General features: G+C 73.6%; 17 protein-coding genes. 11 read left to right on the top strand and 6 right to left on the bottom strand.

The features are described from left to right. The first annotated feature begins 110 nt into the window (after positions 1-110). Positions 111-1,052: a beta-ketoacyl-ACP synthase III gene (locus tag ACZ53K_RS26520; RefSeq protein WP_468841116.1), complete on the top strand. Its 942-nt coding sequence runs from the start codon at positions 111-113 to the stop codon at positions 1,050-1,052. An 81-nt stretch (positions 1,053-1,133) separates the two neighbouring features. Here the strand turns inward: ACZ53K_RS26520 and ACZ53K_RS26525 are convergent, their stop codons facing one another. After that, positions 1,134-3,140, bottom strand: coding sequence for a glycoside hydrolase (locus tag ACZ53K_RS26525; RefSeq protein WP_468841118.1), 2,007 nt, complete (start codon positions 3,138-3,140; stop codon positions 1,134-1,136). 216 nt (positions 3,141-3,356) lie between these two features. Here ACZ53K_RS26525 and ACZ53K_RS26530 point away from each other — a divergent pair, with 216 nt between their 5' ends. Together ACZ53K_RS26530 and ACZ53K_RS26535 are read left to right on the top strand one after the other, a co-directional pair. After that, the gene (locus tag ACZ53K_RS26530) at positions 3,357-4,949 is read left to right on the top strand and encodes an enterochelin esterase domain-containing protein (protein WP_468841120.1); all 1,593 of its coding nucleotides are present in this window, start codon (positions 3,357-3,359) and stop codon (positions 4,947-4,949) included. Positions 4,950-5,432: 483 nt separating this feature from the next. Continuing rightward, positions 5,433-6,218 (top strand): sulfite exporter TauE/SafE family protein, encoded by a 786-nt coding sequence (locus ACZ53K_RS26535; protein ID WP_468841122.1) that lies wholly within the window; start codon positions 5,433-5,435, stop codon positions 6,216-6,218. Between the two features lie 49 nt (positions 6,219-6,267). Here ACZ53K_RS26535 and ACZ53K_RS26540 read toward each other — a convergent pair whose 3' ends face one another. Continuing rightward, positions 6,268-6,600: a cupin domain-containing protein gene (locus ACZ53K_RS26540; protein ID WP_468841124.1), complete on the bottom strand. Its 333-nt coding sequence runs from the start codon at positions 6,598-6,600 to the stop codon at positions 6,268-6,270. A 309-nt stretch (positions 6,601-6,909) separates the two neighbouring features. On the opposite strand from ACZ53K_RS26540, the gene cutA reads away from it, so the two are divergent. Further along, on the top strand, positions 6,910-7,206 hold the full coding sequence (cutA, locus tag ACZ53K_RS26545; protein WP_468841210.1) for a divalent-cation tolerance protein CutA: 297 nt from the start codon (positions 6,910-6,912) through the stop codon (positions 7,204-7,206). 1 nt (position 7,207) lies between these two features. Beyond that, complete coding sequence (locus ACZ53K_RS26550) at positions 7,208-8,239, top strand: trypsin-like serine peptidase (protein WP_468841126.1); 1,032 nt, start codon at positions 7,208-7,210, stop codon at positions 8,237-8,239. A gap of 32 nt (positions 8,240-8,271) precedes the next feature. On the opposite strand, the gene ACZ53K_RS26555 is transcribed toward ACZ53K_RS26550, so the two are convergent. After that, positions 8,272-8,973, bottom strand: a complete 702-nt coding sequence (locus ACZ53K_RS26555) for a SanA/YdcF family protein (RefSeq protein ID WP_468841128.1) — start codon at positions 8,971-8,973, stop codon at positions 8,272-8,274. A gap of 148 nt (positions 8,974-9,121) precedes the next feature. Here ACZ53K_RS26555 and ACZ53K_RS26560 point away from each other — a divergent pair, with 148 nt between their 5' ends. Beyond that, positions 9,122-9,556, top strand: a complete 435-nt coding sequence (locus ACZ53K_RS26560) for a gamma-glutamylcyclotransferase family protein (RefSeq protein WP_468841130.1) — start codon at positions 9,122-9,124, stop codon at positions 9,554-9,556. Between the two features lie 63 nt (positions 9,557-9,619). Here the strand turns inward: ACZ53K_RS26560 and ACZ53K_RS26565 are convergent, their stop codons facing one another. After that, positions 9,620-10,012, bottom strand: a complete 393-nt coding sequence (locus tag ACZ53K_RS26565) for a DUF397 domain-containing protein (RefSeq protein WP_468841132.1) — start codon at positions 10,010-10,012, stop codon at positions 9,620-9,622. Continuing rightward, on the bottom strand, positions 10,009-10,851 hold the full coding sequence (locus ACZ53K_RS26570; protein WP_468841134.1) for a helix-turn-helix domain-containing protein: 843 nt from the start codon (positions 10,849-10,851) through the stop codon (positions 10,009-10,011). Before ACZ53K_RS26570 ends, ACZ53K_RS26565 begins: the two co-directional genes overlap by 4 nt. A gap of 98 nt (positions 10,852-10,949) precedes the next feature. Here ACZ53K_RS26570 and ACZ53K_RS26575 point away from each other — a divergent pair, with 98 nt between their 5' ends. The 3 genes from ACZ53K_RS26575 to ACZ53K_RS26585 all read left to right on the top strand — a co-directional run bounded on the left by ACZ53K_RS26575 (position 10,950) and on the right by ACZ53K_RS26585 (position 13,090). After that, positions 10,950-11,336, top strand: a complete 387-nt coding sequence (locus ACZ53K_RS26575) for a DUF7848 domain-containing protein (protein ID WP_468841136.1) — start codon at positions 10,950-10,952, stop codon at positions 11,334-11,336. Between the two features lie 155 nt (positions 11,337-11,491). Beyond that, on the top strand, positions 11,492-12,508 hold the full coding sequence (locus ACZ53K_RS26580) for an adenosine deaminase (protein ID WP_468841138.1): 1,017 nt from the start codon (positions 11,492-11,494) through the stop codon (positions 12,506-12,508). Positions 12,509-12,634: 126 nt separating this feature from the next. Continuing rightward, positions 12,635-13,090, top strand: coding sequence for a MarR family transcriptional regulator (locus ACZ53K_RS26585; protein WP_468841140.1), 456 nt, complete (start codon positions 12,635-12,637; stop codon positions 13,088-13,090). Positions 13,091-13,196: 106 nt separating this feature from the next. Here ACZ53K_RS26585 and ACZ53K_RS26590 read toward each other — a convergent pair whose 3' ends face one another. Continuing rightward, positions 13,197-15,386, bottom strand: a complete 2,190-nt coding sequence (locus ACZ53K_RS26590; RefSeq protein ID WP_468841142.1) for a molybdopterin oxidoreductase family protein — start codon at positions 15,384-15,386, stop codon at positions 13,197-13,199. A gap of 227 nt (positions 15,387-15,613) precedes the next feature. Between ACZ53K_RS26590 and ACZ53K_RS26595 the strand changes: the two genes are divergently transcribed. Together ACZ53K_RS26595 and ACZ53K_RS26600 are read left to right on the top strand one after the other, a co-directional pair. After that, positions 15,614-16,567, top strand: a complete 954-nt coding sequence (locus tag ACZ53K_RS26595; protein ID WP_468841212.1) for a sirohydrochlorin chelatase — start codon at positions 15,614-15,616, stop codon at positions 16,565-16,567. Then, the gene (locus ACZ53K_RS26600) at positions 16,564-17,895 is read left to right on the top strand and encodes a deoxyguanosinetriphosphate triphosphohydrolase (RefSeq protein WP_468841144.1); all 1,332 of its coding nucleotides are present in this window, start codon (positions 16,564-16,566) and stop codon (positions 17,893-17,895) included. Before ACZ53K_RS26595 ends, ACZ53K_RS26600 begins: the two co-directional genes overlap by 4 nt. The last annotated feature ends 314 nt before the right edge of the window (positions 17,896-18,209 follow it).

Genomic DNA, 18,209 nt, shown 5'->3' on the forward strand with positions numbered 1-18,209 from the left:
CCAAATAACTTCCGACCGTTCGGTTGCTATATTTCCGGCCGGTGCGGCCGGCACCGCCGCGGCAGGCGTACCGGCCGCGCCGTACCGTCCGCGAGCCGAGGAGAGCAACCGTGCCGGGAACCCGTATCGCCGCGCTGGGCCACCACCAGCCGTCCCGCGTCCTGACCAACGACGACCTGGCGGGCATGGTCGACACCAGCGACGAGTGGATCCGGCGGCGCACCGGCATCGTCACCCGCCGGATAGCCGACCGGGAGTCCGTGGCGGATCTGGCCACGGCCGCCGCCGCCAAGGCGCTGGCCGCCTCCGGGCTGGAGCCCGCCGACATCGGCCTGGTCACTGTGGCGACCTGCTCGGCCATCGACCGCTGCCCGTCCACCGCCGCCCAGGTCGCCGCCGCGCTCGGCATTCCCTCGGCTGTCGCGTACGACCTGAACAACGGCTGCGCGGGCTTCTGCACCGCCCTCGCCTGCGCCGACCACTCGGTCCGCGCGGGCGCCGCCCGGCACGCCCTGGTCATCGGCGCCGAGAAGATGTCGGACGTGACGGACTGGACCGACCGCAGTACGTGCGTCCTGCTCGGCGACGGCGCGGGCGCCGCCGTGGTGAGCGCTGCCGAGTCCGCGCACATCGGGCCCGTCGTCTGGGGCTCCGACCCCACCCGCGCCCAGGCCGTGCGCCTGATGGGCGACTGGCACCCGCGCTTCGCGCAGGAGGGGCAGACGGTGTTCCGCTGGGTCACCACCGAGCTGGCCCCGCTGGCCGCGGAGGCCTGCGAACGGGCCGGTGTCGCCCTCGCGGACCTCGCCGGTGTCGTCACGCACCAGGCCAATCTGCGCATCATCGAGGCCGTGGTGCGGCAGCTCGGCCTGCCCGAGGACGTGGTGATCGCCCGGGACGTGGTCGAGTCCGGCAACACCTCCGCCGCGTCCGTGCCGCTCGCCCTGTCCAAGCTGGTCGAGCGCCGCGACCTGCCGTCGGGCGGGCCGGTGCTGCTGCTGAGCTTCGGCGGCGGACTGTCGTTCGCGGGGCAGGTGGTGGACTGCCCGTAGGCGGGGCGGGCATGGGGCGGACGCCCGCCGGGCATCCACCCCACCGCCGCGCAGGACCGCGCCGTCAGCCGCTGCCGCCCGTCAGCCCGCGACCTTCGCCGGGCACAGTCGGCGCGGCTGCTTGTCGCCGCTGAGCTTCGCGTCCACGCAGCCGCCGGGCAGACCGGCGTACGGGGTGCTGCCGAAGTTGGCGGTGACGGTCAGCTTGCCGTTCCCGAACTCCGTGCGCTGTACGAGGTTGTCGTCGGTCAGCCGGCGGAACGAGGTCAGCTTCTCGGTGCCCGCCGCCTTGTGCAGCGGCGAGAAGTACTTCTGCAGAGCCGCCAGTTCCGGGCCGGACTTCTTGATGGCCGGGCCGTCGAGCACGTAGTTCAGCGGGATGTTGTAGAGCATCGCGAGCAGCGCGCGGTCGGTCTTCTGCTTCGGCAGCTTGCCGTACGACAGCTCCCAGCGTTCGGCGTTGACGAGCGAGCTGTGCAGCGCGGTCTCGTACAGCGGCACCCGGTAGGCCGGGTCGTACATCGCCTTCGCCAGGTCGGCCGGCAACTCCACCGGCTTGAAGAACGCCGTGGGGGCGTTCTCCGGGTAGTAGCCGCCCCAGTTCTTCTTGTCGCGTTGCAGCTTCCACAGGCCGTCGGCGACCGGTGTGGCCGCGCCGTGGTTGAACGCCAGCACCTTGTTGGCCCAGGACTGGGCGCTCTCCGAGCCCAGTACGAGCTTGTCGCCCTCGGCCAGGCGCCGCATCCGGGCCAGCCGGTTGTCGCGGTCACCGGCCTTGGTCATCGGGTGGGCGGCGTCGTGGTCGCGGAACTCCTCGCCGGTCGCGTCGACGTCGAGGAAGTAACTGTCGGCGCCGTTCGCGGTCATGGCGCGGGTGCGGTCGGCGAGGTAGTGGTGCTTCGGCTCGGCCTGTTCGAAGGCGCGGGAGCTGAGGTAGCAGCCGCGGTTGCCGAAGCCGGTCGCCGGCTTGCCCTGGGCGTCCCGGACGCAGAAGTCCGGGTAGACGGTGCCGGGCCATTTGGAGGTGGGGGAGTCGGCGGTCTTCGGGTCCTGGCCGTTGGCGAACGTGTCGTACGGGCCCACCAGGTAGCCCGCCTTCTTGGCGGCCCGGACGGCGGCGGCGTCCATCGGGCCGGGCCCGGAGTCGTAACCGAGCCACATCCGGTCCACGCCCAGCTTCCGCAGCGCCTCGACGCCCCCGGCCTTGCGCGCGTCGCCCCACACGTACGCGTGGAAGGCGCCGAGCACCTTGCCGTTGGCCGGATTCTTCTTGATCTTCTCGCGCAGGCTGCCGAGCTGCCCGCGCTCGGTGAGCCAGGAGCGGTAATCGGCGCCGGGCGCGACGGGGTTGCCGTCGGTGAGGGCGAAGGTGACGGTGTAGTCGCGGGTGCCGTCGCCGCCGTTGAAGTCGTGTGTGGTGGAGGTGCGCAGCCGGCCGCCGTCGGAGCGGAACTTCAGCGAGGTGCCGAGGTCGGTGGGGGCCAGGTAGCTGACGCCGTGCCCGTTGCCCAGGGAGTAGCCCCACAGCGGCAGTTCGAGCCCTCCGCCGATGTCGATCGGGTCGCCCGTGAGCCCTGCCTTCGCGGAGTTCCAGAACGTGTCGCGTACGGGGATGTCCAGGCCCTCGCCGCGCGGCAGCTGGACGGACGACGCGGCCCGGTCCGTACCGGTGACCGGCCAGGTGACCGAGCCGTCGCGGTCCGCCTTCATGCTGACCCGCAGCCGCCCGTGGTCGGCGCGCGCGGTCACCGTCAGCCCCTTGTCCGGGTAGCTCCAGCGGGCGCCGCCGTCGGTCTGCTCGACCGGCCCGGGCTTGCCGAGACCGGTGCCGGACGGGGCGGACAGGACCAGGTTCTTCCCGTCCGCCGTACGGGCGTTCACGGCGAGGGTCCCGGTGTCGACGGAGGCCGTACCGCCCCGGACGGGGATCTCGACGTGCCGTCCTTCGACGGTCCCGGCGACGGCCTGGCTGCTGCATCCGGAGGCGCCGGCGGTGGCCGTGGCCGTCAGCACGAGGGAGGCGGCGAGCACGCGGGTACCGGTGCGGGTACGGGGGCGGCCGCCGCTTGAGGCGATCTTGGAATCCATGGACACGTGAATAGCGAGCGGGGTTAAGAACTCTCTAAGAGTGCAGGCGGCGGCGCTGTTCCGGCGGTCCCGTGGGTGTTGTCCCGGCGACCCATGTGCGATTAGGTTAGGCTTACCTAAGTCGAGGCCGCCGCGCAGTGCGTACGGCCCCGGCCGAAGTCGTCTGGGCCCGCGCGACAGCGCCGGGCGGGAAGCGGGTTGTCGATGGGAGCGTCGATGAAGACATCGGTGGGCACGTCGACGCGCGCGGCAGGGCAAACCCTGCCGGGCGGCGCGGCGGGCACGGCGACGGGGACGGCAGGGGGGACGGTGCCGGGCGCACCCTCCGGCGGACCGGCGGAAACGGGGGTGGCGGGAGCGGTACCCGCCACACCGCCGCGGCCGTCGCGCCCGGCACCGGCCGACATCGTGGACAGCCCGCGGATCGTCGCGCTGGCCGCCTCCGTGGCGGGCGGACGCGACGCCGCCGTACGGGAGTTCTGGGCCGAGACCGAGACGCAGGGAACCCCGCTCGTCGAACCGATCCCCTGGGACCCCGAGCACCGGGCCGTCACCTTCCTGTGGCGCGGCACGGAGCAGACCCGCCGGGTCCTCCTCCTGGTCAACCGCCTCGTGGACCGCTCACACCTCGCGGGCAGCCTGATGCGCCGCATCCACGGCACCGACGTCTGGCACCTCACCTACCGGCTGCCCTCCGACCACCGCGGCTCGTACGTCATCGCGCCCGATGCGTGGGCGGGGGGAGGGCGGCATCGGACGGGGGAAGCGGCGGTGCCGGGGACGGCACCGGAATCCGTACCGGCAGCCGGTTTCGCACCCGAATCCGGGACCGAATCCGCGCCCGGCTCCGGTCCCGCGGACGACTTCCAGGCCCGGCTGCTCCCGCTGCTCGCCGCGGCCGGGCCCGACCCGCTCAACCCCCGCGTCCTCCCGCCGCGTTGGCGTGGCGAGGGCGGTTCGGTCTTCGAGCTGCCCGACGCGCCGCCGCAGCCGTGGCGGCCGCGGGTGCCCGCCGCCGGTCCGGGCGGGGGCGGCGGCCGGGGCACGGTGGAACGGCACCGGCTGACCAGCGCCGCGCTCGCCGCCCGCCGTGACGTCTGGACGTATGTGCCGCCGGGGCCGCTCCCGGACGGCGGGGCCGACACGCTGGTGCTCCTGGACGGTGACATGTGGTTCGGGCGGCTCGGCGTACCGGACCTCTTCGACCGGCTGATCGCGGACGGCGTGCTGCCGCCGCTGGCCGTGCTCGCCCCGGACGCCGTGGACAACGCCACCCGCGCCCGCGAGTTCGGCGGCCGGCAAGCGTATGTGAACTTCCTCGCCGCCGAACTGCTGCCCTGGGCCGCGGCGCGGCTGCCGGTGATGTTCGACCCGTCGCGCACCGTCGTCGCTGGGGAGGGCCTGGGCGGACTCACCGCGCTGTACGCGGGGTTCGCGGCGCCGCGCCGGTTCGGCAAGGTGCTGGCCCAGTGCCCGTCGCTGTGGTGGCGGCCGGCCGGGGCGGGCCCGGTGGCCGGGGCCGACGTGACGGGACGGCCGTCCTGGCTGGCGGAGCAGTACGCCGGCGGAGGCCGCCGCGAGCTGCGGACGCACCTGCGGGCCGGCCGGTACGCGGGGGACGCCCGCAAACGGTCCCGGGAACTGCGCGACACCCTGCGTGTCCTCGGCCATCCCGTCACGTACACGGAGTACAACGGCGGACATGACCACGCCTGCTGGGCGGACGGCCTGGCGGAGGGACTGGCGGTCCTGCTGGGCCGGCCTGCCCCCGCGCCGGGGGCCGGCGCCGGAACACCGGGGCCCGCATGAGGCCCCGCACGCCGCGCCTCGCCTACTACGTCCTCAAGTCGCGCGTGTACCGCGCCGTCCTGCGGACGCCCCGCTTCCGTACGGCCGGACCGGCGGCGACGGCGGCCGCGGAACGCCACCCGGAGCGCCCACAACGCCGGCAACGTGCCACGACGGGCCAGCGGCCGGCCACGGACCGTTCGCGCCGGCCCGCCCCGGACCGCCCGCGGCGGTTTCCCAAGGACCGCCCGCGGCGGTCCCCCTCCGACCGTCCTCACCGGCGTACCAAGGCCCTCGCCGGGTGACGGACGCGGCGCCCCGCCCCACCAGTGCCGGGGCGGGGCGCCCCTGAAACGGACGGGTGGCGGGCGGCGGTCACGGGCCGCCCGCCACCCGCTCCTGCCATGCCTGCCGCAACTCCCGTACCTGTAGCAGCTCTCGCCTCCCCTGTGACTCCTGCCACGACGGCCTCTCCCGCACCGCCCAGCTCTCTAAGATCGGCCGGTGCCCGCTGACATATCCCTGACGACGACCCTCCTGCTCTGTCTGGCCGCCCTCGCGGCAGGCTGGATCGACGCCGTCGTGGGCGGCGGCGGCCTGCTGCTCCTTCCGGCGCTGCTCGTCGGCCTGCCGCACACGCCCGCCGCGTACGTCCTGGGGACCAACAAGTCCACGGCCGTCGTCGGCACCGCCGCCGCGGCCTACACCTACGTACGCAAGGCGCCGATCGACCTGCGCACCGCCCTGCGCATCGGCCTGGCCGCGCTCGGCGGCTCGCTGGGCGGCGCATTCTTCGCGGCGGGCATCAACAGCGAGGTGCTGCGCCCGCTCATCATGACCGTCCTGGTGGGCGTCCTGGCCTTCGTCCTCCTCCGCCCGGCCTTCGGCACCGCCCCGCGGCCCTCCGGGCCCGTCACCCGGCGGCGCGTGCTGGCCGCGGTCCTGGTGGCGGGCCTGGGCATCGGTTTCTACGACGGGCTGATCGGCCCCGGTACCGGAGCGTTCCTCGTCGTCGCGCTGGCCGCGATCCTCCACATGGACCTGGTGACGTCCTCGGCCACCGCCAAGGTCGTCAACGTGTGCACCAACATCGGCGCCCTGGCCATGTTCGCCTACCAGGGCACGGTCCTGTGGCAACTGGGCGCCCTGCTCGCGGCGTTCAATTTCGTCGGCGGCACGGCCGGTGCGCGCATGGCCCTCAAGCGGGGCGCCGGATTCGTCCGCTGGGTGCTGGTCGTGGTCGTCGTGTCGCTGCTGTGCAAGCTGGCCTTCGACCAGTGGGTGGCCTGAGCCGTGGCCGCGCGGGGGCACAGTCGCGCGGGGGCGGGGGCCCGGCGGCTCAGTTCATGGACTTCGTCGCGGTGACCGCGGTCAGCATGACGGCGGAGTCCTGCAGGGCTTTCAGACCGTGCCGCTCGTGCGGTACGGGCACGACCTGCCCGGCGATCAGGTCCCGTTCGTCCCCGGTCCCGGTCAGCCGGACCCGGCCGTGCAGCACCTGGAGGCTGGCGGCCGGGGGAGTGGTGTGCTCGTCCAGGGCGGCGCCCTCGATGAGCGCGATCACGGTCTGCCGCAGCGGGCCGTCCTGGAGGAAGAGATGGGCACTGCGCCCGTGAGCGGAGGCTCTGGCGTCGTCGAGCTGGCGGCGGGCGAGCGAGCTGAGGTCGTCCATGACCGGCCTTTCGATCGGGGGTTCAAAGCCGCGGCGCCGGGACCGGCACCGGTGGCGGTACTGGTACCCGTATCGGCTCCGCTCACCGCACCCCCGCCGGGCGCGGTCCACCTGACGGGTGGCCGGTCGGCTGCCGAATGGCCGGTGGTCCGGTCCGGCGCCCTCGAAGGTCCGTACGATGCGGAGGAAACTGATCACCCACCAGGGCCCGAAGGGGGCGTTCCCGTGCGAGGCGAACCGGCGGAGCAAGGCCGGCAGGGCGGATCTGCCGAAGGGACGGACGGCGGCGCGGCGGGCTTCCTGACCGTCATGACGACGACCGACAGCGCCGATAAGGCGGAGGCGCTGGCACGCGGCGCGGTCGAGGCCAGAGTGGCGGCGTGCGCGCAGATCGGCGCGCCCGTCACCTCGGTGTACCGGTGGCAGCAGGCGATCGAGACGGCACAGGAGTGGCAGGTGCTGTTCAAGACGGCGGCCGCGCGCTACGAGGCGCTGGAGGCGTATCTCCTCCAGGCCCATGACTACGACACACCGGAGATCATCGCCACGCCGGTCACGCGCGGCGGGGCCGGTTACCTGGCCTGGGTCGCGGAGGAGACGAGCTGACATGGGACGGCGATCCGAGACGGGGCTGCGGTCCGACACGGGACGGCAGGCGGCGGACGGGCACGGCCGGGCGGCCCACGGGCCCCGCCACGGCCGCAAGGTCCGGCGGAGACGACCGGTGTGGGGCCGGCTGACGGCCGCCGGGGCGGGGCTCGCCCTGTGCTTCGTCGTGGCGCCCGCGAGCGGCGCGACCGCCGACGACGATGACGCCGGGGGCGGCTGGACGAGCGGCGCCGCGGCCCAGTACTGGACGGCGGGCCGGATGGCGGCGGCGACCCCCTCTGGCGCGGACACCGCGAAGGGCGCCGCGACGCCCGCCCCGCGCACCACGGCGGCCGTGCCCGACGCGGCCGGCTCCGCCCGGCACTTCGACGGGGTGCCGTCCGTCGGCGTGCTCTTCTCCGTCGACAAGGACGCGCGGGCGCACCACTGCACGGCCAGCGTCGTCCGCAGCCCGCGCCGCAACCTGATCCTGACGGCCGGGCACTGCGATCCGGGAAACCGCGCGGCTTTTGTCCCGCAGTATCGTTCCGGCGCCACCACCCAGCCGTACGGAGTCTGGGCGGTCGACCGCGGCTACACCGACCCGGGACGCACCGACACCGGCCCGGGATCGGACCTGGACTTCGCGTTCGCGACGGTCAAACCGGACAGCGAGGGCCGCGCCCTGGAGTCGGTGACCGGCGGCAACATCCTCGCCCGCACACCCGGTTACGCCACCGACGTCACCGTCATCGGCTACCCGACCGTCCGCAACGACCCCGCCGACCAGGCCATACGGTGCGGAGTCCGGACCACCCGGCTGACCGGCCAACGGCAGCTGCGGATGGAGTGCGGCGGCTTCTACGGCGGCACCTCGGGCAGCCCGTGGCTGAGCCACTTCGACGAGCGGACGAAGACCGGGTACGTGGTCGGCAACATCGGCGGCCTCAACGGCGGCGGCCCGGCCGGCCCCGACAGCCACCGGACCTCCTACAGCCCGTTCTACGGCCCGGAGGTGTTCCGGCTCTACGCCCGCGCGGTCGTGGGCTGACGCGGGGGCGGCGGCCCGCCGGGCCCGTGCCGCTACGGCTGCCGCAGCGCCGCCGCCACCCCGTCCTCCCGCGGCCCGAGGAAGCGCGGATCGGGCCGTACGGCGGCCTCGGCTGCCGCCTTCGCCGCCGCGAACACCTCGCGGGTACCGCCGTAGTACCAGGTGGCGTCGTGCTTGGCGTCGACCCCCACCCCGTACGCGTCGAGACCGGCCGCACCGCACAGCGCCAGCGCACGTCGGATGTGGAAGCCCTGACTGACCAGGACGGCCCGGTCCACGCCGAAGACGCGACGGGCGCGGGCACACGAGTCCCAGGTGTCGAAACCGGCATAATCACTGACGATCCGGCTCGCGGGAACGCCGTGTGCGACCAGGTACCTGCGCATGGCGTCCGGCTCGTCGTAATCCTCGCGGCTGTTGTCCCCCGTGACCAGGAGCGCGCGGACCGTGCCCCGCTCGTACAGCCGGGCCGCCGCGTCCAGCCGGTGCGCCAGGTACGGGGACGGCTCACCGTCCCACAGCCCCGCGCCGAAGACGACGGCGACCGGCGCCGCCGGCACGTCCTCGACCGTGCGGACCCGGGACCCCGCGGCGACGTTCATCCACGTCACCGGCAGCAGCGCCAGCACACACGCCAGCACAGTGACCTGGAAGGCCCGCCGCTGCCCGTGCCGGGTGCGGGGCAGTCGCAGACGGCCCCATACCCGCCGAATCCACTGTGCCTGCTGTGTCACCGGATGTCCCCTGTTGTTCGCGTTGCCGTCGTAAGCACCGACGCGTCGGGCCCTGGCATGGTTGCGGAGGCGGGGGAAGCCCGGCCCGCCCCGGCCCGTGAGCACCGCCACCGCCACCCGCCATCCCCCCACCGAAGGAGCCCGCCGGATGCCCGCCGAGCCCGAGCGCCTCCCGTTCTTCGTCTACGGAACGCTGCGGCCCGGCCGGGCCAACTACGCCCGGTGCCTGCGCGGCCGTACGGCGGGCGAGGAATCGGCGCTGGTCAGAGGCGTACTGCTGTATGAAGGGCCCGGCTACCCGTATGCCGTCACCGGCCCCGCCGAAGCAGTCGTGCACGGCGACCTCATAGCGCCGCGCGCGGACCTCCACGACGATGTGCGCGCCGCCCTGGACCGGCTGGAGGGCTACGTCCCCGGCGCCCCCGGCAACCTCTACGAGCGGGTGGCGCGGCAGGCCGAGTGCGCGGACGGCCGCAGCGTACGGTCCTGGCTGTACGTGGCCGCCGAACCGCTCGCGGGCCGCCTGCGCGCGTCCGGCACGCCCATACCCGGCGGCGAATGGCCGCGCGGACGTACCTGCTGAAAGCCCCGCCACTCCGGTGGGGGAGTGGCGGGGCTCAGGGCCGGGTAGCGCGACCGCGCCGCATCACGTGGCGGAGAACGCGCCACCCTTGACGCCCGCGACGAATTCCGCGAACGAACGGGTGGGGACGGAGAGAACGGGGCCGTTCGGGTCCTTGCTGTCCCGGACGGGGACTATGCCGGTGGTCGCCTGTGCCGGGGCCCACTCAACGCAGGTACCACCGTTGCCGCTGTAGGAAGACTTGGACCAGATGGAGAACGCGCCACCTTTGACGCCCGCGACGAACTCCGCGAACGAACGGGTGGGGACGGAGAGAACGGGGCCGTTCGGGTCCTTGCTGTCCCGGACGGGGACTATGCCGGTGGTCGCCTGTGCCGGGGCCCACTCGACGCAGGAGCCGCCGTTGCCGCTGTAGGAAGACTTGGACCAGACGAGGGTTTGGGGGTCGGTGGTCACGAGGTGCCCTCCCGTATCTGCTGGATCATGGTTACTGACTCTGCCTGAGAAAGTGCGGCCGCCTGTAGCTGATGGTAGGCCCTCACCAGCGGGAGCACGGAGGTCAGTTCCCGATCCAGGTAGCCTTGGGTTTCCGACTCGACGTAGGAAATTACGGAGCGGTCCGGAAGGGTCAACAGGTTCACCGACCGGTTGAACGGCCGCCGCTCGCCCATGGCGTAGGGAGCCACCTGGAGAGTGGTGTCCGGCTGGTCGGCGAACTCGACCAGCCGGGCCAACTGGGCGTCCATGGCGGCAGGCCCGCCGATCGGCCGCCGGAGGCAGCTTTCGTCCAGGACCGCGATCACCACGGGAGCGACGCGCCGCACCAGTGATGCCTGCCGCTCCACCAGGAAGTCGACTCGCTCGCAAGCCTGTTCAGGACTGATCGTGCCCCGCCGTACGTTGCCCTCTTCCAGGGCGCTCGCGTACTCCGGTGTCTGGAGCAGTCCGGGAATCGCTCCTACTTCGAACAGCCGGATCTCCGCCGCGCGGGCCTCCTGCCCCAGGTACTCCGGGAAGCCTTCCAGCAAGCTGCCGTTACGGATTTCCGCCCACGCGCGTTCGAACGATTCGGTGGTTCCCGCCAGTCCGAGGGAGGTGTCGACAGCGCGCGAAAAGCGGAGTGTTGGCGGTTTGCGTCCGGTTTCCACCGCCGAGATGTGCCTGCCCGAGTAGCCGATCCACGCGGCCAGGTCGTCCTGCTTCCATCCGCGCGCCTCCCGCGCGCTGCGCAGGCGCGCGCCGTACGCCGCCTTGGGCCCGGCCTCCGGGTTCAGCTCCTTGATGTTGACCAACATGCCCTCCGTTTCCAGAACGTTGAAGACGGGGCGACTGTAGGCCCATCCTGACTCCCTTCGGTAGTGGCACGAACACGGAGAGGAACGGACGGCCGCAAGTGACCAGCCCGAACCCCGGCTCCAGCCGGAAAGATTTCACCCGGCTCATGCGCTCCAGCGGGCACGACGGCGTGCTCTTCCTGCGCACCGGCGGCGGCAGTGACGCCGCCCCCGACCACCCCCGACGCGAAGGCACGGCCATGACCCTTCCCACCCCGACGCGCACAGACCTTCAGATCACCGGCATTCGGAAGCACGTCGCCGAATGCGTCACGCCCGTCGAGGACGAGCCGTGCGGCGCCCGTTCCAACGTCTGGGACTCGCCCAGGCCCCTGGACGTGTGGATTCGCGCCCACGCGGACGAGCACGAGCACAAGAAGTACGTGAAGCACACGGAGGAGACCGTCAACGTCTTCTCCAGGCCCGCGGAGGAACAGCGCAAGTAGGGAAGAGCGGCAGCGCTGGGCGGGGAACGGCGCGCCGGACAGCCGCCCCGGCCGCCCGCCCGGCGCCGCCGCCCCGTTAACCTGGACGACTTCCCCGAACCACACAGGACCCGGGAGCCCCGGCAGTCCCAGCAACAGACAGGTGTGATCCCAGCGTGCCCCCCACCTCCCCGGCCCCGGCAGACTCGCCGTTCCCCAAGGCGGAACTGCACCTCCACATCGAGGGCACCCTGGAACCCGAGCTGGCCTTCGCCCTCGCCGAGCGCAACGGCGTCACCCTGCCGTACGCCACCGAGGACGAGCTGCGCCGCGCGTACTCCTTCACCGACCTCCAGTCGTTCCTGAACCTCTACTACGCGCTGATGGCGGTGCTGCGCACCGAGGACGACTTCGCCGACCTCACCCACGCCTACCTCGCCCGCGCACAGGCGCAGGGCGTCCGGCACGCGGAGATCTTCTTCGACCCGCAGGCGCACACCTCGCGCGGCGTGCCCGTCGGCACGGCGATCGAGGGCCTGACCAAGGCTCTGGACACCGCCGAGGAGCGGTACGGCATCACCACCCGTCTGATCATGTGCTTCCTGCGCGACGAGAGCGCCGAGTCCGCCCTCGCCACCTTCGAGGCGGCCCGCCCCTACCTCGACCGGATCACCGCCGTCGGCCTGGACTCGGCGGAGGTCGGGCACCCGCCGTCGAAGTTCAGGGAGGTCTACGCGCTGGCGCGGGAGGCCGGGCTCAAGTGCGTGGCGCATGCGGGTGAGGAGGGCCCGCCCGCGTACGTCTGGGAGGCGCTGGACATCCTCGGCGTGGACCGTATCGATCACGGCGTGCGCTGCCTGGAGGACGAACGGCTCGTTGCCCGCTTGGTCGCGGACCAGGTGCCGCTGACCGTTTGCCCGCTGTCCAACGTGCGCCTGCGCGTCATCGACGAACTCGCCGACCACCCGCTGCCCGCGATGCTGGACGCCGGCCTGCTGGTCACCGTCAACTCGGACGACCCCGCCTACTTCGGCGGTTACGCCGACGACAACTTCACCGCGGTACGCGACGCCCTGGACCTGGACGAGGAGACCCTGCGCACCCTCGCCCGCAACTCCTTCCGCGCGTCCTTCCTGGACGAGCCGACCCGTGAGGCGTACCTCAAGGAGGTCGAGGCGCACGGGCGGGGGTGACGGGGCGCCCGGCCGGCCCTGGCCGGGTGCCCGGCGCGCCCGTCCTTGACCTCAAGTCCACTTGACTTCCTAGGTTCTTCCTCACCGGACACCACGCCCGCAGCGGGCGGGCAGAGGAGGACCATCATGGAGTACTCGCACAGCGACGCCGATCTCGCGGGCCAGCCCATCGGCTACTGGGGCTGGGCCGCCCACACGGCGGCCGTCACCCACATCCGCGGCGGCCTGGCCCGCCACGGCGTCGACCAGCCGCAGTGGTGGGTGCTGAACCAGCTCGCGGGCCACGCCGACGGCCGCGACCGGGCGGAGGTGACCGACACGCTCAAGGGTTACCTGGAGACAGGCGCCGAGGGGGTGGCCGCGGCCATCGACGACCTGCACGGCCGCGGCCTGCTCTCCCTCGATGGCGACCGGCTGTACAGCACCGCCGACGGCGCGGCTCTGCATGCCCGCTGCGCCGCCCTCCAGACGGAGATGCGGGCGACGATCCACGAAGGCATCAGCGACGAGGAGTACGTCCGTACGCTGAAGGTGCTCCAGCGGATGATCCACAACGTCGGCGGCACCATGCGGCACCACTGAGGGTGCCGATGCCCCCCGGGGTGATCGACCGGTCTCCTCACCACGGCAGGACCGGCCGCGGCAAAGAGCCCGGCCCGGTGCGGCCGCACCCCCGTACGCGCGACGGTCACTTCCCGGCCCCGGCCCCGGCCCCGCCCACGGCCCCCTCGCCCTCCACCCCCACCACCCGCTCCAGCCGTACCGCGCACGTCTTGAACTCCGGCATTCCGGACGTCGGGTCCAGGGCCGGGTTGGTCAGGGTGTTGGCGCGTCCCGGGCCCGGCCAGTGGAAGGGCATGAAGACGGTGTCGGCGCGGATCGCCTCGCTGTAGCGGGCGGGGGCGACCGCACGGCCCCGGCGGGAGACCACTGCGACCGGGTGGCCGTCCTCGATGCCGTGCCGGCGGGCGAGCCGGGGGTGGATTTCCACGTACGGGCCGGGGGCGGCGGTGTTCAGATCCGGTACCCGGCGGGTCTGGGCGCCGGACTGGTACTGGGCGAGTACGCGGCCGGTCGTCAGGACGACCGGGTAGCGGTCGTCGGGTTCCTCGGCTGCCGGGCGGTGGGTGACGGGGACGAAGCGGGCCCGGCCGTCGGGGGTCGCGAAGCGGTCCAGGAAGAGGCGCGGGGTGCCGGGGTGGTCCTCGTCGGTGCAGGGCCAGAAGACGCCGTTCTCGGCGGCGATCCGCCGGTAGGTGATGCCGGCGTAGTCCGCGGGGCCGCCGGCGGAGGCGCGGCGTAGTTCCTCGAAGACCTCTTCGGGGTCGGTGGGGAAGCCTTTCTCCCGGCCGAGGGCGGTGGAGAGGGCGTTGAGGACCTGGAGGTCGGTGCGGACGCCGGGGGGCGGGTCGAGGGCACGGCGCCGGAGCAGGACCCGGCCTTCCAGGTTCGTCGTCGTTCCGGTTTCCTCGGCCCACTGGGCCACCGGGAGGACCACGTCCGCGAGGGCCGCGGTCTCGGAGAGCACCACGTCGGCCACGGCGAGGAAGTCCAGTGCCCGGATGCGCTGCTCCACGTGGGCGGCGCGGGGTGCGGAGACGACGGGGTTGGAGCCCATCAGGAGCAGGGCGCGGACGTCCCGTCCCAGGGCGTCGAGGAGTTCGTACGCGCTGCGGCCGGGGCCGGGGAGGGAGTCGGGCGGTATGTCCCACACCTCCGCGACGTGGGCGCGCGCGGCGGGGTCGGTCAGTTTGCGGTAGCCCGGCAATTGGTCGGCCTTCTGGCCATGTTCCCGTCCGCCCTGGCCGTTGCCCTGGCCGGTCAGGCAGCCGTAACCGGAGTGTTCGCGTCCGGCGCGGCCGGTGGCCAGGCACAGGTTGATCCACGCGCCGACGGTGTCCGTGCCCGTGGACTGCTGTTCCGGGCCGCGTGCCGTGAGCACCATGGAGCTGCCCGCCGTACAGAAGAGGTCCACGGCGCTGCGGAGTTGGGGGACCGGTACGCCGGTGATGCGCTCCACCAGTTCCGGCCAGTGCGCCATCGCCGCGGCCCGCGCCGCAGGCCAGCCGCTGGTGCGCGCCGCGATGAACTCCTCGTCCGTACGGCCCTCCGCCACCACCAGGTGCAGCAGGCCGAGTGCGAGGGCCAGGTCGGTGCCGGGGCGCGGCGCCAGATGGAGGTCCGCCTGCTCGGCTGTACGGGTACGGCGCGGGTCGACGACGATCAGCCGGCCGCCGTTCTCCTTCAGCTCCGTCAGGTAGCGCAGCGCGGGCGGCATGGTCTCGGCCAGGTTGGAGCCGACGAGGATGACGCAGCCGGTACGGGCGATGTCGGTCAGCGGAAAGGGCAGGCCGCGGTCCAGGCCGAAGGCCCGCTGGTGCGCGGCGGCGGCCGAGGACATGCAGAACCGGCCGTTGTAGTCGATCTGCGAGGTGCCGAGCACCACCCGCGCGAACTTGCCCAGCGCGTACGCCTTCTCGTTGGTCAGGCCGCCTCCGCCGAAGACGCCCACCGCGTCCTTGCCGTACACGGCGCCGGTACGGGACAGGCCCGCGGCGACCCGGGCGAGGGCCGTGTCCCAGTCCGCCGGGACGAGACGGCCGGTCGCCGTGTCGCGGACCAGGGGCTCGGTCAGCCGTGCTCCGGGCGCGAGCAGTTCGGCGGCGGTGCGGCCCTTGCCGCACAGGGCGCCCTGGTTGACGGGGAAGTCGGGACGCTCCACGACCTCGGCGGGGGAGCCGGGAGAGCCCGCCGGGAGGCGGCGCAGGCCCATGCCGCACTGGAGGGCGCAGTAGGGGCAGTGGGTGTCCACCTGGGCGTCCGAGGCCTGGCGCGGGGCCGCCGGGGCGGCGGTGGTGCGGGGGGTGGCGGCGTTCATGCGGCCAGCCTGCGGCGTCCGTGTTTCCGCCGGTCCGGGGCGGCGTTACGGGCCGGGGAAGCGTGCCTCACGGTGTGCGTACGGGGGAGGTGAGGGCGCTCGGCGAGTGCAGGGGGCCGCCCCTCACGCCTGCCCCTGGCATCCCGACAGTCACTGGTAATCAGCTGTCACACCCGCGCAACGGCCCGGCAACGCCCGGCTGCCAGGCTCCCCCCATGAAGGCGTTGATGCCGCCCCCGCCACCCGCGGCCCCTTCGCACACCGGGGTCCCCTTCGACAGTACGGCGCAGCTCATGACGGAGATCAACACCCAGCTCAGTGACCGGCTCAGCCGGGTCAGGCTGCGCGGCCTGCCCCCGCGGAACCCGGCCGTCCGCGCACCGGGAGGCGGCCGCCGCCCGGCCCCCAGTGCCTCAACGGCCGGGGAGGCGCCCTCACTCGTCGCCGTGGCGCACGGCAGCCGCGACCCCGCCGCGCTGCGTACCGTCACCGCCCTCCTGGACCGGGTACGGCACCTGCGCCCCGGGCTCACCGTCCGCCTCGGCCACATCGAGCTGAACGAGCCCCTGCTCCCGGACACGCTGGCGGAGCTGAGCGGCCCGGTCGTGGCCGTACCGCTGCTGCTGGCGCGCGGGCAGCACGTCAACCACGACATCCCGGCCGCGCTGGCCGGCGCGCCCCACCTCACGGCGCGTGCCGCCCGCCCGCTCGGCCCGCACCCGCTGCTAGCCGAAGCCCTGCACGCCCGTCTCGAAGAGGCCGGTGCCCGGCGCCCGGACGGCGTCGTGCTGGCCGCGGCCGGCTCCCGAGCCCCCGAAGCCGCCGCCGACACGGCCCGTACGGCGCGGCTGCTGTCCGCGCGGCTCGGCGGCGTACCCGTTCTGCCCGCGTACGCGTCCGCGCCTGCTGAAGGCGGCCCGCCCGGCACTCCGCTCTCCGTCCCCGCGGCGCTGCGCGTCCTGGCCGCCCGTGGTCACCACCGCCCCGCCGTCGCCTCCTGCTTCACCGCGCCAGGCCGCTTCGCCGCCCAGTGCGCGGCCGCCGCCCCCGGACCGGCCGCCGCGCCGCTCGGCGACCACCCCGCCCTGGCCCGGCTGGTCCTGCACCGTTACGACCAGGCACTCGCTGCGCGCAGCGGGTGCGACCGGGACTCCCTCGGGGCGGCTACCGTCACCGTATGACGGGCACACGAACGACGACCGGCCGCGAAGCGGGCCACGACGGTACGGGGTACGACGCGGCCGACACCGAACGCTGGGTCCCCGAGCCCGACAAACGCCCGGGACGCACCGCCTTCCAGCGCGACCGGGCCCGGGTGCTGCACTCGGCCGCGCTGCGCCGCCTCGCGGGCAAGACCCAGGTCGTCACCCCGGGCACCACCGAACACCTGTGGGACGCCAGCCCCCGTACCCGCCTCACCCACTCCCTGGAGTGCGCCCAGGTCGGCCGGGAACTGGGCGCGGCGCTCGGCTGCGACCCGGACCTGGTGGAGACCGCCTGCCTCGCCCACGACCTGGGCCACCCGCCGTTCGGGCACAACGGCGAACAGGCGCTCAACGAGGTCGCCGCGCCCTGCGGCGGCTTCGAGGGCAACGCCCAGTCGCTGCGGCTGCTCGCCCGCCTGGAACCCAAACGGTTCGTCCCCGACACGGACGGCACGGCCGTCAGCGTCGGCCTCAACCTCACCCGCGCCGCCCTGGACGCCGCGACCAAGTACCCGTGGCCGCGCGGCGGCCACCCCACCGATCCCGGTTCGTCCAAGTTCGGTGTCTACGAGGACGACCTGCCGGTCTTCACCTGGTTCCGGCAGGGCGCCCCGGAGGCGGCACGCAGCTTCGAGGCACAGGTCATGGACTGGGCCGACGACGTGGCCTACTCCGTCCACGACGTCGAGGACGGACTGCACGCCGGCCACCTGGACCCCAACTGCCTGCTCGCCGAACCGGAACGTGCCGAAGTATTCGCGATCGCCGCCGAACGTTACGCCCCCGGCGCGGACCCGGAGGAACTGGGCGAAGCCCTCGACCGCCTCCTCGACCAGGTCTGGTGGCCGCACGGCTACGACGGCTCGGCCGTCGCCCAGGCCCGCCTGAAGGACGCCACCAGCCAGCTCATCGGCCGTTTCTGCCTCGCCGCGGAGACCGCCACCCGCGCCGAATGGGGCACCGGCCGGCTCACCCGGCACCGCGCCCGGCTCGTCGTACCGCCCGGAACCCGGCTGGAATGCGCCGTGTTGAAGGCCGTCGCGGAACGTTACGTCATGCGCCGCCCCGACCAGGAGGCGCTCCGCGCCGACCAGCGCATCGTCATCGCCGAACTGGCCGAGGCACTGGTCGCCCGCGCCCCGGACGGCCTGGACCCGCAGTTCCGCGCCCTGTACGGCCGGGCCGAGGCGGCGGGCGACGACACCGCCCGGATGCGCGCCCTGATCGACCAGATCGCCGCCCTCACCGACGCCTCGGCACGCTCCCTGCACGCCCGCCTCACCCGGCCGCGTGGCACGCTCTGACCAGCGGCCCCCGTGCTGCCGGGCCACCATGGGCGGGGCCGGTGCGACCCGTGGGAAGCGGGCCCTCTTCCCGCGGCACGCCCGGTGCGGGACGCTCGGGCTTGAGTGTTTCGGGCCGGGGAAACAAAACAGGGTCACGACGGGGTGGACGCCCGCGGAACGCGGTATGACATAGCGGCGTCACACGACCGGGCGGGGGACACGCGGCCGGCCGCGCCGGGCAGTACGCGGCGCAAGCACCGTGGGGGGTAGAACGGGGACACGACCGGGGGCGTTCACGGACGCGGACGCACCGCGCCGCAGCGAGGAGGAAG

Source organism: Streptomyces sp. NPDC033221 (assembly GCF_055577005.1).

What these genes read in the sequence shown, in the direction of transcription:
- ACZ53K_RS26525 (WP_468841118.1), bottom strand. Translation starts at nt 3,140, where the DNA reads ATGGATTCCAAGATCGCCTCAAGCGGCGGCCGCCCCCGTACCCGCACC.
- ACZ53K_RS26530 (WP_468841120.1), top strand. Translation starts at nt 3,357, where the DNA reads ATGAAGACATCGGTGGGCACGTCGACGCGCGCGGCAGGGCAAACCCTG.
- ACZ53K_RS26540 (WP_468841124.1), bottom strand. Translation starts at nt 6,600, where the DNA reads ATGGACGACCTCAGCTCGCTCGCCCGCCGCCAGCTCGACGACGCCAGA.
- cutA (WP_468841210.1), top strand. Translation starts at nt 6,910, where the DNA reads ATGACGACGACCGACAGCGCCGATAAGGCGGAGGCGCTGGCACGCGGC.
- ACZ53K_RS26550 (WP_468841126.1), top strand. Translation starts at nt 7,208, where the DNA reads ATGGGACGGCGATCCGAGACGGGGCTGCGGTCCGACACGGGACGGCAG.
- ACZ53K_RS26560 (WP_468841130.1), top strand. Translation starts at nt 9,122, where the DNA reads ATGCCCGCCGAGCCCGAGCGCCTCCCGTTCTTCGTCTACGGAACGCTG.
- ACZ53K_RS26570 (WP_468841134.1), bottom strand. Translation starts at nt 10,851, where the DNA reads ATGTTGGTCAACATCAAGGAGCTGAACCCGGAGGCCGGGCCCAAGGCG.
- ACZ53K_RS26585 (WP_468841140.1), top strand. Translation starts at nt 12,635, where the DNA reads ATGGAGTACTCGCACAGCGACGCCGATCTCGCGGGCCAGCCCATCGGC.
- ACZ53K_RS26590 (WP_468841142.1), bottom strand. Translation starts at nt 15,386, where the DNA reads ATGAACGCCGCCACCCCCCGCACCACCGCCGCCCCGGCGGCCCCGCGC.
- ACZ53K_RS26595 (WP_468841212.1), top strand. Translation starts at nt 15,614, where the DNA reads ATGCCGCCCCCGCCACCCGCGGCCCCTTCGCACACCGGGGTCCCCTTC.
- ACZ53K_RS26600 (WP_468841144.1), top strand. Translation starts at nt 16,564, where the DNA reads ATGACGGGCACACGAACGACGACCGGCCGCGAAGCGGGCCACGACGGT.